Source organism: Methylobacterium sp. J-077 (assembly GCF_022829365.1).
Classification (GTDB): Bacteria; Pseudomonadota; Alphaproteobacteria; order Rhizobiales; family Beijerinckiaceae; genus Methylobacterium.
This window is the reverse complement of sequence record NZ_JAKSYJ010000160.1, coordinates 20,836-34,761: the sequence shown is the minus strand read 5'-3', so window position 1 is coordinate 34,761 and position 13,926 is coordinate 20,836. Positions and strand designations below refer to the sequence as shown.

Genomic DNA, 13,926 nt, shown 5'->3' with positions numbered 1-13,926 from the left:
GCGGGGCGAGGAGTGTGGCAAGATCGCCCACGATGACACGTCGATTCGATGACCCGGGGCCCCCGATTTCAAGCAAATTCACGCCCCAAAAGCCTAGCGCCGACCGTCCGCGGAACACCACCTTCACGGCCTTCGGGCTGGCCAGCGAGACCGAGCCGCTGTCGCCGGGGCTGCACATCGTGGCGACGCCGATCGGCAACTTGCGCGACATCACCATCCGGGCACTCGCGACCCTGGCGGCGGCCGACGCCGTCCTGGCCGAGGACACCCGCGTGACCCGGACGCTGCTGGCGCATTACGGCATCACGACGCCGCTGCTCGCCTATCACGAGCACTCGAACGAGACCGTGCGCGACAGGATGGTGGCGCGGCTGCAGGCCGGGGAGGCCCTGGCCCTGGTCTCGGATGCCGGCACGCCGCTCGTTTCCGATCCCGGCTACAAGCTCGTCCAGGCGGCGATCGAGGCCGGGATCGCGATCACGCCGGTACCCGGGCCGTCGGCGGTGATGACCGCCCTGGTGGCGGCGGGCCTGCCGACGGACCGGTTCTTCTTCGAGGGGTTCCTGCCCCAGAAGGCCGGTGCCCGGCGCAACCGGCTCGAAGCCCTGATCCAGGTCCCGGGCACGCTGGTGCTGTTCGAGTCGCCCCATCGCCTGCCGGAGATGCTGGCCGATGCCGCCGCCGTGCTCGGCGCCGACCGTCCGGCCGCGGTGACCCGGGAGCTGACCAAATTCTACGAGACGATCCGCCGGGACACGTTGGGCTCCTTGAGCGAACGCTTCGGCCAGGAAGGCGCCCCGAAGGGCGAGATCGTCGTGATCATCGGCGCCGCGATCACGCCGGACCGCCCGGCGGAGGGGGACGCCGCCCTCGACGGGTTGATCCGTACCGCGCTCGAACGGCATTCGATCAAGGATGCGGCGAGCCTCGTCGCGGACGAGACCGGGCAGCCGCGTCGAACCATCTACGCCCGGGCGCTGGTGCTGGCCCGGGACAGCCAGGGTTGAACGGAACCGTGCCGGACCAAGCCTTGCGGCGTCGCGCCGCCTATTTGCGCGGACACCATGCCGAATGGATGGCGATGGCGGCGCTGCTGCTGAAGGGCTACTGGCCGATCGGGCGCCGGGTGAGCTTTGCCGGGGGCGAGATCGACCTGATCGTCCGCCGGGCGCGCACCATCGTGTTCGTCGAGGTGAAAGCGCGATCCAGCCTGGATGATGCCCGCACGGCGATCGACGCGGCCAAGCGGCGGCGCTTCTCCCGCGCCGTACGGGCCTGGGTCGGGCGCAATCCCTGGTGCACCGGGATGACACTGCGGGCTGACGCGGTGTTCGTCGGCCCCGGTGAATGGCCGGCGCATCTGCCGGAGGTCTTCACCATTGAGGGGCTGTAGGGGATTCGTTCAGCCCCGAGCGGCGCGGATCGCGCCGATCAGCGTGCGCTTGAGATCAGCCTGGCTGAACGGCTTCTGGACTACGGGCCGGTCGCGGAACGGCTCACGGATGCCCGCTCCGCCATAACCCGTGGAAAACACGAGCGGCAGGTCGCGCTGCACGATCGCCTCGGCGACCGGGTAGATCGGCTCACCGGCGACGTTCACGTCCAGGATCGCGATCTCGAACGTCTCCTGGGACGCCATTTCGAGGGCGGTCGACAGGCGCGCGGCCGGGCCGACCACGGCGCAGCCGAAGTCGAGCAGCATGTCCTCGAGCAGCATAGAGATCGCGGCTTCGTCTTCGACGACGAGCACGCGGACGCCGGTCAGGATGTCATCGTTGGGGTCAGCAGTCACGCCGGGCCGTCTTCCCTTCGATCGCCCCCGTACCGGGGATCTTGCCGTGCCATTGGTTCGCCTCGCGAGCCGCAAGAGCGGCGCTTGGAGGCGCCGAAGCGGCTTTGCCAGGCGGTCCGCGAGATCACCCGTGGCGTCGCCCGGAATACCGGACGTGTCAAGCGTTCCCTTGCCGTTCCCGGGGCCATGACCGCATTGATGTTAACCGGCGATACATTTTTGTCGGCTTCCGGGCCATGACGGTGCGATGCCTTGGCTCAGTCGTCCTTGAACGACACCTTGGCGCCGCGGGTCACGTGCGCCGCCAGGTCGCGGGCGTTCCAGTTGGTGAGCCGGATGCAGCCGTGGGACTCGGTCTTGCCGACCTTCTCGGGCTCGGGCGTGCCGTGGATCCCGTAGCTCGGGATCGCGAGATCGATCCAGACCAGCCCGACCGGATTGTTCGGCCCCGGCTTGATCGAGAACTTCTGCTTGGTCTTAACGCCCTTGAACGCGTATTTCGGATTGTAGGTGTAGTCCGGGTCGAAGGCGACGCCCTTGACCTTGGTGTCGCCGCTCGGCGCCGGCTTCTCGGTGCTGCCGATCGAGGCCGGGTAATAGCCGAGCAGCTTGCCGTCGGCCCCGAAGGCGCGCACGTCGCGGCTCGACTTGTCCACCTCGATCCGCTCGACCTTGGGCTCCTGCGGCAGGTCCTTGCCCTTCGGCTTGTTCGTGCCCATCGGGTCCACCGCCGCCACAAGGATCGACGTGCCGGCCTTGTCGAGGGGCTTGTCCGGGTTGAGCGCGCTGACGAGGTCCCGGCTCATGTGGAACCGCTCGGCCAGCATCTCACGCGGGTTGGTGTAGCTGAGGGCCTTGAGGTCGGCCTGCGCCTCCATCTTGGGCGGGATCTTGTCCACGTAGGGACCGGAGGCGTCCGCCTCGGTGATCGCGTAGTCCGACACGGCCGGCTTGTCGCTCGTGGCCTGGAGCTTGTCCCAGATTTCGGGCGTCAGGTCCTGGGTGGCGGGCAGGCCCTGCGCCACCGCGAAGGCCGAGAGCGCGCGCTGGTAATTCTCGCCCTTCAGGCCATCGATCGCGCCCGGAAAGAACCGCGCCCGGTCGAGCAGGACCTGCGCCTTCACGATGAGCGGATCGGGCTTGTCGTCGGATTTCTTGGCGTCGCGCGCCTTCTTGGCGGATGTCTTGGCCTCCGGCTTCTTCTGATCAGCCTTGTCGGCCTCCGGCACCTTGAAAGTCGCGGTGTTGATCGCCTCGGCAGTGAGGGCCGGCGCCTTGTCGGGCTGCGCCGACGCTCCCGGTGCCGTGAGGCTCATCGCCAGCAGAGCCGCGCAAACCGGCCGCGTGGTTCTCTGCATCATCGCCGTCAAAATCTCCGGGAGCGGGCGCGCTCCGGTCGCACAAGCATCGAGCCGGCTTGAACGTTCCGCTGCCACGGCCGCCCTACTCGCACAGCCGATGGCCGGCGTTGCGCTCGCGGTCGTCGAGGTGGAAATGGTTGGCATGGGCGGCGTTGCTGCCGGGGCCCAGAACCGTGCGGAAGAACCCGCAGGCCTTGCCGCGGACGGATGTCAAGAACTCCTCCTCCTCGGACCCCGCCGGCATCGCCTTGACCGCAATGCTCGGGTGCCCCGCGAAGGCAAAACCCATCACGTCGACGGCCGCCGCGAAGGCGTGCTCGCTCAGCTTGGCGTCGACATCGTGGTTCTGGCCCCGGCAGACATAGGTCCCGCCGAGGTCAAGCCCGGTGAGCGGATGCTTGAGCGTCCGATCCGCCACGACCTGCACCTCGGTGGCCCAGCGGGCGAAGGATTCGGCCACTTGGCAGGTGAGGGTCGCGCCGCCCGGCAGCGCGATGTCGTCGGCGAGCTTCGTCACTTTCAGCGGCAGCGGAGCCGTGCACTGGCCCTCGGCGATGGCCGGCAGCGGCTCGAAGGCGACGCCGAGGCGCCTGAGGCGTGCGCGGCAGGCGGTGTCGTCGGGCGGTGCGACCTTGAGGGCCAGGGCCGCCTCGCCGGAGAGTTCGGCCGGCCGCTCCGGCGGGGTCGGGGGCGGCGTCGGGATCTCCGGCTTTTGCGCCTCCGGAGCGGGATCCTTGGCGGGCGTCGTCAGTTCCGCCGGTCGGACCGGTGGTGTCGGCATCGCGGGTTCGGATGTCGGGGCCGGCTTCTGCTCCGCCGGTTGGGCCGGCTTCAGCTCGCTCGGCCGCTCCGGCGGAAGCGGGGGCGGCACCGGGACGGCCGGAGCCTCGGCTGCCAAGCCGGGGGAAGATGCCAGCGCCCAGAGGCCGAGGCCGAGGGTGCTTCGGGCCAGAAAGATCGTCGGTCGGCGGAGCGGCATGGATCCTCGAAGCGCGGGCGCGGGCCGTGTGGAAACGAACGGAACCGCATTCGGATCGCTCCAATCCGGTTGACGGGGCTACCGAAGGAGCCTCTGTCTTCCCTCAAGCGGCCGCGGATACCCTCTCGCGGCCCGAACCACCCGCCGGACCCACACACCACCGAGGACCGAATGCCGGATGTCGCCGATGCCGGGCTCCCGAGCCTGCCGCAGGACAACCCCTTCCGCGACGCGCAGTGGAGCACGCCCTACGGCCTGCCGCCGTTCGAGCGCATACAGCCGGAGCATTACCTGCCGGCTTTCGACGCCGCGCTCGCTGCCCACGATGCCGAGATCCAGGGTATCGCCTCCGACACGGCGCCCGCGACCTTTGCCAACACCGTCGCGGCGATGGAGCGGGCGGGCCAAGCCCTCGAACGGGTGGCCGGCGTTTTCTACAATCTGACCGGCAGCCACACGAATCCGGATCTGCAGGCGATCGAGCGGACGATCGGCCCAAAACTCTCCCGGCACGGCAGCGCCATCTACCTGAACCCGCAGCTCTGGGCACGGATCTCGGCGGTCGATGCCGGGGCGGAGGGCCTTGGGCCGGAGGAACGCCGGGTGCTCGACCGCTACCGCATCCGGTTCCGCCGCGCGGGCGCCGATCTCGCGCCGGCCGACAAGGCGCGCATCGCCGAGATTGCCGCCCGGATGTCGGAACTCGGCACCCAGTTCAGCCAGAATCTGCTGGCCGACGAGAGCAGCTTCACCCTGCCGCTGACCAGAGAGGACGATCTGGCCGGCCTGCCGCCGTTCCTGCGTGCCGCCGCCGAGAGCGCGGCCCGGGAGCGCGGGCTCGAGGGCCATGTCATCACCCTGTCGCGCTCGCTGATCGAGCCGTTCCTGGTGTGCTCGACCCGGCGCGACCTGCGCGAGAAGGCTTACGCGGCCTGGACCCGGCGCGGCGAGAATGGCGGCGCCACCGACAACCGGGCGATCATCGTCGAGATGGTCGGGCTGCGCGCCGAGCACGCGCGGCTGCTGGGCTTCGACAGCTTCGCGCATTTCAAGCTCGACGACACGATGGCGGCGAACCCCGACGCCGCCATGGACCTGCTGCGCGATGTCTGGACACCGGCCCGGGCGCGGGCCGGCGAGGAGCGCGAGCGACTTCAGGCGCTGGTCCAGCAGGAGGGCCACAACTTCGCGCTCCAGGCGCATGATTGGCGCCATTACACCGAGAAGCTGCGGCGGGCCGAGCACAACCTCGACGAGAGCGAGGTCAAGGCGTACCTGCCCCTCGACCGGATGATCCAGGCGGCCTTCGACACGGCTTCGCGTCTGTTCGGGCTGACCTTCGAGGAACTGTTTGACGTGCCGCGCTACCACCCGGACGTGCGCGTCTGGCGGGTCGGCAACCCGGACGGGTCCGAGGTCGGTCTGTTCCTGGGCGATTACTTTGCCCGGTCCTCGAAGCGCTCCGGCGCCTGGATGAGCGCGTTCCGCTCGCAGGAGCGTCTGAACGGCACGGTCACGCCGGTGATCGTCAACGTGATGAACTTCGCCAAGGCACCCGCCGGCGAGAGCGCGCTGCTGTCCTTCGACGACGCCCGCACCCTGTTCCACGAATTCGGGCACGCCCTGCACGGGCTCCTCTCGGACGTGACCTACCCGCTGCTCTCCGGAACATCGGTATCGCGCGACTTCGTCGAGTTGCCGTCGCAGCTCTACGAGCACTGGCTGGAGCAGCCGGAAGTGCTGAAGGCCCATGCCCGCCACCACCGGACCGGCGAGCCGATGCCCGACGCCCTGCTGCGCAAGCTGCTCGCGGCCCGCACCTTCAACCAGGGCTTCGCCACGGTGGAATACACCGCCTCGGCGATCGTCGACATGACGCTCCACCTCTCGTCGGGCGGCGAATCCGGCCTCGATGTGCCGGCCTTCGAGGCCGACGCCCTGCAGCGGATCGGCATGCCGGCCGAAATCAGCATGCGCCACCGGACGCCGCACTTCGCCCATATCTTCTCGGGCGACGGCTATGCCGCCGGCTATTACAGCTATCTCTGGTCCGAGGTACTGGACGCCGACGCTTTCGACGCCTTCCGGGAGGCCGGCGACATCTTCGATCCGGAGACGGCGAAGCGCCTGCGCACCTTCGTGTACGGCGCCGGCAACCTGCGCGATCCGCGCGACGCCTACACGGCCTTCCGCGGCCGCATGCCAAGCATCGCGCCGCTGCTGAAGAAGCGGGGGCTTGCCGCCTGACGCGAGGATGGCCGGTAAGGGTTTCGTAAACAAACGTCCTTAACGAACGCTTGCAGAGAATCCCTGCAGGCGGAGTTGGGGGCGATGACGAAGAGTGATGCCAAGCCGGCCCTCTCTCCGGAGGAACTGCTCAAGGCCGTCGTGGCCGGCAAGGCGGAGCCGAAGGCCGATCCCGTCGCCGCGCCGGTGGCGCCGCGCTTCGCGATGCCGTCGCTCGCCGGGATCGACCTGCGGCGCTACGCAATCCCGGGTGCCGCCCTCGCGGTCGGGCTGGTGCTCGGGGCCGGCGTCGCGGCCCGTTCCGGGTCCGGTGGCGTGCCGAGCGATGCCGTCGTGGCGCTGAGCGCCACTGTTGATGCCGGCCGGACCGAGACCGCCCGGCTCGGTGCCGATATCGCCCAGCTCCATCAGGTACTCGCCGACCTGCGCGCCGCCACAGACACCGCCCGCAAGGAGGCCGGCAGCCGCAGCAGCGCGCTGGGCGAACGGCTGGCGCAGTTCGACAAGAACCTGAATGCCAAGACCGCCGCCCTGGGCGAGCGCCTCGAGCAAGTCGAGCGCGAGCAGAGCGGCCGGATCGCCAACCTGGCCACCCAGCTCGAGCGGCGCACCGCATCGCTGGCGATTGTGAAGGCCGAGCCGACCCAAACCGGGAGCCTCGCCGAGACGCGCAGCGTCGACGCGAAGGTCACCGAAGCGAAGGCGACTGATCTGAAGAGTGCAGAGGCGAAGGTAGCGGACGCGAAGCCGAAGCCCGTCGCGGCGGACAAGCCGCCGGTGATCGACGGCTGGGCGGTCCGCGATGTCTACGACGGCGCTGCCGTCTTGGAGAACCGTCGGCGGCGCATCGTCGAGGTCGGTCCGGGCGACGTACTACCGGGTGTCGGACGGGTCGAGGGCGTCGAGCGCCGCGGCCGGGAATGGGTCGTGGTGACCCGCCAGGGCCTTGTGACGCCCCAGCCCTGGTAAGCGACCGGAGGGCTCAGCGACCGTGGAAGGTGGCCATGGCAAGTTCGTCATTGGCGGTTGGGAAGCGCGGCTCGATCGTCAACGGATCGGCCATCACGGCGGCGCGTTCGGCCCGCCGGCGACCGTGGCGCAGGGCCCGGGTCTGGGCGGCGCGGGTCGGATGCAGGATCGCGGCGAGGAGCGCCTGGCCCTCGAACGCGCTGTCCAAATTCTTGGCTTCGAAGACGGGCATGGCCGGCCTGCATGAGTGCGGCCCGGTCATCCGCCGATGGCGCTGGCCCGGATCGCATCCCGAATAACGGGGATCGCGTGGAGGGGTTCCGCCGAGCTTGCGCGGCGAAACCACATTTTTACGATCGTTCAGGAGCGGCCCGAAAACAGTGCGGCCGCACACATGCCTCCAATCCTCGATGCACCTCGAAAGGTGATTCGCACATTCGGGACGATGGTCGCGTCAGATGAACTGGTTGAGCCCCGGGATCGAGCCGATGATCGGCCCCATCGCGTCCTCGCCGACCTTCTCGCGGCCGAAGGCGAACAGCTCCTGACCGAGCGGCTGCATTTGGCCCATGGGCACGCCGGCCGCCATCAGTTTCTGGCCGAGCGCCATGACGCCGCCACCGCCCATCATCCCGCCCAGCATGCCCATCAAGCCGCCGCCGCCGCCCTCGCCGGCATTCGATTCGGCCACCAGCGATTCGGAGCCGGGCAACGCGGCCAGAAGCTGATTGACCTCGGTCTCGGGACCCTCCTTCTGCAGGAAGGCGAGGATGTGCCCGATGGCCGTCTGTGCGGTCGCGGCGTCGAGCCCGGTGCGGGCGGTGACGCGGGCGAGCAATTCTTCCATGACGCTGATCTCTTCGGAACGTTTCCAGACGTCCTTCGACTCTGAGGCGCCGGAAATCAAGCGCGCGTCCCGACTTCCCTGGGAAACCGTGCCGCTGAGCCCGAGAGGCGCCGGTCTGCGCAATCAGAGATCCAACTTTGCCGGCTCGCGGCGCGCAATGGCCTCGTAGGCGGCGAAGCAGGACCGGTTTAAGGTCCGAACTGGGTAGCCGACGGTGCGGCGATTCTGGCCGCCGCCGTTCGGCCTCACCGGCGGATCGACCGCACATGCATTGGGAGACACGGGTGAGCGATCTGAAGACCCTGCGCGGCCTTTCCGGCCTCAGCCCGGAGCCCGCGAGCCTGAAGAAGGCCGCGCTCATCCTCATCGACATCCAGAACACCTATCGCGACGGGGTTCTGCGCCTGTCCGGTGTCGAACCGGCGGTTGCGCAGGCCAAGATCCTGCTGCGGCGGGCGCGGGAGGCCGAAACGCCGGTGTTCCATATCCAGCACAATGCCGGGCCTGGCTCACCCTACGACCTCACGGCCGCGAGCGGGCAGATCTCCGAGGAGGTGGCGCCGCTGGACGGCGAGGCGGTGATCACCAAGGCCTTCCCCAGCGCCTTCGTGGGCACGGACCTGGAGGATCGGCTCAAGCGCGCTGGCGTGACCGACCTGATCCTGGCTGGCTTCATGACCCACATGTGCGTGAATTCGACGGCCCGCTCGGCCTTCAACCTCGGCTTCCAGCCCACCGTGATCGCCTCCGCAACCGCGACGCGGGATCTCCCGGCGCCGGACGGCTCGGTGGTGTCGGCGGCGCAGCTCCAGGCGGCCAGCCTCGCGGCTTTGGGCGACCTGTTCGCTGTCGTTGCCCGGGATGTCGACGCCGTTCGGCATTGAGGTCTGAGCCCGCAGCGGGACGACCGCCGCCGCGGTCAGGTGTGCATTGCACCATGAGGCGGCCGGCGGCGGAACATCGTTAGCGGCCATGCGGTTCGGATCCGAAAAGACGGAGTGCCGAACCATGCGCATCGAGAACGTCGCCGACCTCATCGCCGAGACCCTCCAGGAGGCGGGCGTCGCCCGCATCTACGGAGTGGTCGGCGATAGTCTGAACGGGATCACCGAGGCGTTGCGCGCGCGCGGGCGGATCGACTGGATCCACACCCGCCACGAGGAGGCGGCGGCCTTCGCGGCGAGCGCCGAGGCGCAGGTCACCGGCAAGCTCGCTGTCTGCGCCGGCTCCTGCGGCCCCGGTAACCTGCACCTGATTAACGGCCTCTACGACGCGCATCGCAGCCGGACCCCGGTCCTGGCGATCGCTGCCCAGATCCCCTCCGCCGAGATCGGCTCGGGCTATTTCCAGGAGACGCGGCCGACCGAGCTGTTTCGCGAGTGCAGCCATTATTGCGAGCTGGTCTCCGACCCGTCGCAGATGCCGTTCGTGCTGGAGAACGCGATCCGCGCCGCCGTGGGGGAGGGGGGCGTCGCCGTCATCGTCATCCCGGGCGACGTGGCGTTGCGCGACGCGCCCAAGCGCGCGCTCGCCCCCCATGCCGGGCTGATCCCGGCCAAGCCCGTGGTGCGCCCGGCCGATTCCGAGCTCGACGCCCTGGCAGCCCTGCTCAACGCCGGCAAGCGCGTAACTTTGCTGTGCGGGCGCGGCTGCGCGGGCGCGCATTCCGAGCTGCTGCAGCTCGCCGAGGCGCTCAAGAGCCCGATCGTCCACGCGCTCGGCGGCAAGGAATATGTCGAGTTCGACAATCCCTACGATGTCGGGATGACCGGCCTGATCGGCTACGCGTCCGGCTACGCCGCCATGATGGCCTGCGACACCCTGCTGATGCTGGGCACCGGCTTTCCCTACAAGCAGTTCTACCCGCAGGACGCCAAGATCGCCCAGGTCGACCTGCGCCCGTCGGAGCTCGGCCGCCGCTGCCGGATCGAGCACGGGCTGGTCGGCGATGTCGGGGCGACGATCCGGGCGCTCTTGCCGCGCCTGAAGCCCAAGGCCGACCGGTCGTTCCTGGATGCCAGCTTGAAGCACTACGCCAAGGCCCGTGCCGGCCTCGACGAGCTCGCCACCGGCAAGGCCGGCGGCCCGCTCCACCCGCAATATCTGGCGAAGACGATCAGCGAGGCGGCCGCGGACGACGCGATCTTCACCGCCGATGTCGGCACGCCGACGATCTGGGCGGCGCGCTACCTGGCGATGAACGGCAAGCGCCGTCTGCTCGGCTCCTGGGTCCACGGCTCCATGGCCAACGCCCTGTCGCACGGCATCGGCGCCCAGGCCGCGGAGCCGAACCGGCAGGTGATCGCGCTCTGCGGCGACGGCGGCTTCGCCATGCTGATGGGCGATTTCCTGACGCTCCGACAGCACCGCCTGCCGCTGAAGGTCGTGGTGTTCAACAACGGCACCCTCGGCTTCGTCGAGCTGGAGATGAAGGCTGCGGGCTATCTCGAGACCGGCGTCGCCCTCGACAATCCGGACTTCGCCGCGATGTCCCGGGCGGCCGGCATCTTTGCGATTCGGGTCGAGGACCCGGCCGATCTGCCGGCCGCCATGGGCGAGTTCCTCGCCTTCGACGGCCCCTCGCTGCTGGATGTCCGCACCGCCCGCAACGAGCTGTCGATGCCGCCCAAGATCGACGGGCAGCAGGTGAAGGGTTTCAGCCTCTATGTGCTGCGAGCTGTCATGGATGGGCGCGGTGACGCAGTTCTCGACCTCGCCAAAACCAACCTCATCCGGTAGACCTCACAGGATAATCTAGACCCGTTCCAGACCGCTGGGGCGGGCGATCCTGGGAGGTTCCGGACCATGCGGGTCGGCCTGTTCGTGCCGTGCTACGTCGACGCCTTCGAGCCGGAAGTCGGGATCGCCACGCTGGAACTGCTGGAGCGGGTCGGCTGCACCGTCGAATACCCGTTCGACCAGACCTGCTGCGGCCAGCCCATGGCCAATACCGGCTGCCACGCCGAGGCCGCCGCCACCGAGGCCCTGTTCGTCAAGAATTTTTCGGGCTTCGACTACGTGGTGGCGCCTTCTGGCTCCTGCGTGCATCAGGTGCGCGAGCACCTGACCGCGATCCCACAGACGGACGCGGTCAAGAAGGTCCGGGCCAGCACCTACGAGCTGGTCGAGTTCCTGCACGACGTGCTCAAGATCGAGGCGCTGCCCTGGGCCGAGTTCCCGCACAAGGTCGCCTATCACGGCAATTGCAACGCGCTGCGCGGCATCCACCACGCCCGGCCGTCCGAGATCGTGAAGCCGTACTTCTCCAAGCCCCTCGACCTGCTCCGCCTGGTGAAGGGCGTCGAGCTGGTGGACCTCGCCCGGCCCGACGAGTGCTGCGGCTTCGGCGGCACCTTCTCAGTGTTCGAGCCCGCGGTCTCGGCCAAGATGGGCTACGACAAGGTCGCCGATCAGAACCGGGCCGGGGCCGAATACGTGGTCTCGGCGGATTCCTCGTGCCTGATGCACCAGAAGGGCTGCGCCGAGCGTCTCGGGCTGCCGCTCCGCTACATCCACATCGCGCAAGTGCTGAACGGAGCAACCGCATGAGCGTCGAGGATCTGAACCCGCGCGCCCGCGACGGCGTCATCCACCCCGAGGTCCGCGCCGGCGACGACGAGAGCGAGCGCGGCCAGGATGGCGGCCGCCTCCAGCACGCCGAGGCCGCCACCAAGCCGATCCGGGCACCGCAGACCCGCGAGGCGCAGCCCCGGGGCGCCAAGATCCGCGGCGACAGGCCGATCGACCAGGCCGAGGCTGCCGAGCGCTTCCTCGCCGCGCCGCTCCACCAGGCCGCCCATGACGAGCGCCTGTGGGATCTACGCAAGAAGCGCGATGCCTCGGCCCACGGCATCCCAGAATGGGAGGAGCTGCGCGAGCTGGCCTCCGCCATCAAGGCGCACACGCTTACGCATCTCGACCAGTATCTCGAGCAGTTCGAGGCCGCTGCGAAGGCCAACGGTGTGCAGGTCCATTGGGCCGCGGACGGCGCCGACCACAACCGCATCGTCCTGGAGATCCTGCGCAGCCGCGGCGCCAAGACCCTGGTGAAGTCGAAATCGATGCTCACCGAGGAATGCGGTTTCCGCCACCACATGGCGGCCAACGGCATCGAGATCATCGAGACCGATCTCGGCGAGCGCATCCAGCAGCTCGACAACGAGGAGCCGAGCCACATCGTGGCCCCGGCGGTCCACAAGACTCGGATGGATGTGGCCGAAGTCTTCGCCAAGACGCTCGGCACCGACCCGGACAACGACGACGCCCACTATCTCGCCGAGAGCCAGCGCGAGACGACCCGGCCTTACATCCTGAAGGCCGATGCCGGCATGACCGGCTGCAATTTCGCCATCGCGGAGACCGGCACGGTCGTCACCTGCACCAACGAGGGCAATGCCGATCTCTCCGGCAATGTCCCGCCGCTGCAGATCCACTCGATCGGCATCGAGAAGATCATCCCGAAGGTCGAGCATCTCGGGGTGTTCATCCGGCTGCTGTCGCGATCGGCGCTGGGCTCGCCGATCACCCAGTACACCTCGCATTTCCGCGGCCCCCGCAAGGGCACCGAGATGCACATGGTGCTGGTCGATAACGGACGCTCGGCCCGGCTCGGGCTGGAGGAGTTCTGGACCTCGCTGAAATGCATCCGCTGCGGCGCCTGCATGAACACCTGCCCGGTCTACCGGCGCTCCGGCGGCCTCTCCTACGGGGCGACCTATTCGGGGCCGATCGGGCTGATCATCGACCCGACCTTCAACAAGCGGAAATACTCGACCCTGCCGTTCTCCTCGACGATGAACGGGTCCTGCACCAACGTCTGCCCGGTGAAGATCAACATCCACGAGCAGATCTTCGCCTGGCGGAAGGTGCTGGTCGAGGAACATCACATCCCGGCGCTCAAGCAGGGCATGATGAAGGCCGCGGGCGCGGTCCTGTCCCGGCCCGCCGCCTACCGGGCGGCGATCGGCGCGGCGGATTCGGCGCTCAAGGTGCTGCCGCGTTTCGCCGTCTACAACCCGCTCAACACCTGGGGGAAGAAGCGCGAGATGCCCGACGCGCCGCGCCAGACCTTCCACGCCTGGTACAAGCAGAACCGGATGCAGAAGCCGGCAAAGGACGCGGCCCCGAAGGACACCGGCCAATGAGCGCGCGCGACGGGATCCTCGCGGCGCTCAAGGCGAACCGTCCGGCGGGCGATTACCCGTTGCCGGTTGTGCCGTCCTTCACGCCGCTCGTCGGCGACGATCTGTTCGAAGAATTCGGCGAGCGGCTGAAAAAGATGGGCGGCCGGATCGCCGATGGCCGCACCGGCGAGCCGCTGGCGGGCGTGCGCGAGCGGCTGGCCGAGGCCAAGGTGATCGCATCTGCCGTCCCGGAGATCGACGGTAACCGCGACCTGCGGGCGGTGCGCTATCCGCAGGAGGTCGAGGATGTCGACGTGGCGGTGGTGCGCGCGGTTTTCGGCATCGCCGAGACCGGCTCGGTGCTGTTCACCGAGGGCGAGCTGATCGTGAACGCGGTCGCCTACCTCGCCCAACACCTGATCGTGCTACTCGATCCCGCCGACATCCTGCCCAACGTGCAGGCCGCCTACAAGCGCCCGGAATTCGGCCGCTCGGCCTACGCGGTGCTGCACACCGGACCCTCGGCCACTGCCGATATCGAGGGTGTGCTGATCCATGGAGCGCAGGGGGTTCGCTCGCTCACGGTATTGCTGCTGCCGCGCTGACCG

Annotated in this window: 14 protein-coding genes; 9 read left to right on the top strand and 5 right to left on the bottom strand. The window is 68.8% G+C overall.

Features of this window, described 5'->3' with window-relative positions:
- Positions 1–32: 32 nt before the first annotated feature.
- Both rsmI and MKL11_RS19605 read left to right on the top strand, forming a co-directional pair.
- Positions 33–1,007, top strand: a complete 975-nt coding sequence (gene rsmI / locus MKL11_RS19610; RefSeq protein ID WP_243946542.1) for a 16S rRNA (cytidine(1402)-2'-O)-methyltransferase — start codon at positions 33–35, stop codon at positions 1,005–1,007.
- On the top strand, positions 1,004–1,393 hold the full coding sequence (locus MKL11_RS19605) for a YraN family protein (protein ID WP_243946540.1): 390 nt from the start codon (positions 1,004–1,006) through the stop codon (positions 1,391–1,393). The genes rsmI and MKL11_RS19605 overlap by 4 nt, the downstream gene beginning before the upstream one ends.
- A 9-nt stretch (positions 1,394–1,402) precedes the next feature.
- On the opposite strand, the gene MKL11_RS19600 is transcribed toward MKL11_RS19605, so the two are convergent.
- The 3 genes from MKL11_RS19600 to MKL11_RS19590 all read right to left on the bottom strand — a co-directional run bounded on the left by MKL11_RS19600 (position 1,403) and on the right by MKL11_RS19590 (position 4,132).
- Entirely contained in the window at positions 1,403–1,792 is a 390-nt protein-coding gene (locus MKL11_RS19600) for a response regulator (protein WP_243946539.1), read from the bottom strand.
- A 257-nt stretch (positions 1,793–2,049) separates the two neighbouring features.
- On the bottom strand, positions 2,050–3,153 hold the full coding sequence (locus tag MKL11_RS19595) for a L,D-transpeptidase (protein ID WP_243946537.1): 1,104 nt from the start codon (positions 3,151–3,153) through the stop codon (positions 2,050–2,052).
- An 82-nt stretch (positions 3,154–3,235) separates the two neighbouring features.
- On the bottom strand, positions 3,236–4,132 hold the full coding sequence (locus MKL11_RS19590) for an extensin family protein (protein WP_243946535.1): 897 nt from the start codon (positions 4,130–4,132) through the stop codon (positions 3,236–3,238).
- Positions 4,133–4,303: 171 nt separating this feature from the next.
- On the opposite strand from MKL11_RS19590, the gene MKL11_RS19585 reads away from it, so the two are divergent.
- Complete coding sequence (locus tag MKL11_RS19585) at positions 4,304–6,379, top strand: M3 family metallopeptidase (RefSeq protein WP_243946533.1); 2,076 nt, start codon at positions 4,304–4,306, stop codon at positions 6,377–6,379.
- 84 nt (positions 6,380–6,463) lie between these two features.
- On the top strand, positions 6,464–7,348 hold the full coding sequence (locus MKL11_RS19580; RefSeq protein ID WP_243946531.1) for a hypothetical protein: 885 nt from the start codon (positions 6,464–6,466) through the stop codon (positions 7,346–7,348).
- Between the two features lie 13 nt (positions 7,349–7,361).
- On the opposite strand, the gene MKL11_RS19575 is transcribed toward MKL11_RS19580, so the two are convergent.
- On the bottom strand, positions 7,362–7,580 hold the full coding sequence (locus MKL11_RS19575; RefSeq protein ID WP_243946529.1) for a hypothetical protein: 219 nt from the start codon (positions 7,578–7,580) through the stop codon (positions 7,362–7,364).
- A gap of 222 nt (positions 7,581–7,802) precedes the next feature.
- Positions 7,803–8,195: a DUF2267 domain-containing protein gene (locus MKL11_RS19570; RefSeq protein ID WP_243946527.1), complete on the bottom strand. Its 393-nt coding sequence runs from the start codon at positions 8,193–8,195 to the stop codon at positions 7,803–7,805.
- A gap of 284 nt (positions 8,196–8,479) precedes the next feature.
- Between MKL11_RS19570 and MKL11_RS19565 the strand changes: the two genes are divergently transcribed.
- The 5 genes from MKL11_RS19565 to MKL11_RS19545 all read left to right on the top strand — a co-directional run bounded on the left by MKL11_RS19565 (position 8,480) and on the right by MKL11_RS19545 (position 13,923).
- Positions 8,480–9,079 carry a cysteine hydrolase family protein gene (locus MKL11_RS19565; protein WP_243946525.1) on the top strand — a complete coding sequence of 200 codons (600 nt, stop codon included), beginning with the start codon at positions 8,480–8,482 and terminating at the stop codon, positions 9,077–9,079.
- Between the two features lie 124 nt (positions 9,080–9,203).
- Entirely contained in the window at positions 9,204–10,934 is a 1,731-nt protein-coding gene (poxB, locus tag MKL11_RS19560) for a ubiquinone-dependent pyruvate dehydrogenase (protein WP_243946523.1), read from the top strand.
- Positions 10,935–11,000: 66 nt separating this feature from the next.
- Positions 11,001–11,744 (top strand): (Fe-S)-binding protein, encoded by a 744-nt coding sequence (locus MKL11_RS19555; RefSeq protein ID WP_243946521.1) that lies wholly within the window; start codon positions 11,001–11,003, stop codon positions 11,742–11,744.
- A complete protein-coding gene (locus MKL11_RS19550) occupies positions 11,741–13,339 on the top strand; it encodes a lactate utilization protein B (RefSeq protein WP_243946519.1) in 1,599 nt (532 codons plus the stop codon). Before MKL11_RS19555 ends, MKL11_RS19550 begins: the two co-directional genes overlap by 4 nt.
- Entirely contained in the window at positions 13,336–13,923 is a 588-nt protein-coding gene (locus MKL11_RS19545) for a lactate utilization protein C (protein ID WP_243946517.1), read from the top strand. Before MKL11_RS19550 ends, MKL11_RS19545 begins: the two co-directional genes overlap by 4 nt.
- Positions 13,924–13,926: the final 3 nt, after the last annotated feature.